The 650-nt window shown below is 66.0% G+C and carries 1 protein-coding gene; it reads right to left on the bottom strand.

Annotated features, from left to right (window positions below):
• Nucleotides 1-602 (bottom strand): condensation domain-containing protein (locus ODJ79_RS46665; RefSeq protein WP_317620767.1); only part of this gene is annotated, 602 nt, incomplete at its 3' end.
• Nucleotides 603-650: the final 48 nt, after the last annotated feature.

The following is a 650-nucleotide window of genomic DNA, read 5'->3' as shown; positions in this document are numbered from 1 at the left end:
TTGTTGTCGAAGACGAGCATCACCTGGAACAACGGATGATGCGCCAACGACCGGACCGGAGCCAACTCCTCCACCAACCGCTCGAACGGCACATCCTGATGCCCGAACGCCGCCAGATCCGCAGCCACCACCCGCGACACCAACTCACGGAAACTCGGATCCCCCGACACATCCGTGCGCAACACCACCGTGTTCACAAAGAACCCGACCAACTCCTCCAACGCCCGATCCGAACGCCCCGCAACCACCGTCCCCAACACCACATCCGAACCCGCACCAACCCGCGACAACAACACCGCCAACGCCGCCTGCACCACCATGAACGGCGTCGCACCCCACTCCCGCGCCAACCGCACCACCGCCGCATGCACCGACGCACCCACCGACACATCCACCGCGCCACCCCGATAACTGGGCACCGCCGGCCGCGGCCGATCCCACGGCAACGACATCAGCTCCGGAACACCCGCCAACGCCGCACGCCAAAACCCCACCTGCGACCCGAAAACACTCCCCGGATCATCCTCACGACCCAACACCCGCGCCTGCCACAACGCGTAATCCGCATACTGCACCGGCAACGAACCCCACCCCGGCCCCACACCAGCGACCCGAGCCCCATACGCCACCGACAAATCCCGCACCAACGG

Origin of the sequence: Actinoplanes sp. KI2, assembly GCF_025630775.1 — a bacterium.
Classification (GTDB): Bacteria; Actinomycetota; Actinomycetes; order Mycobacteriales; family Micromonosporaceae; genus Actinoplanes.
Note: the sequence above shows the minus strand (reverse complement) of the source record. Positions and strands in the feature narration are given on the sequence as shown.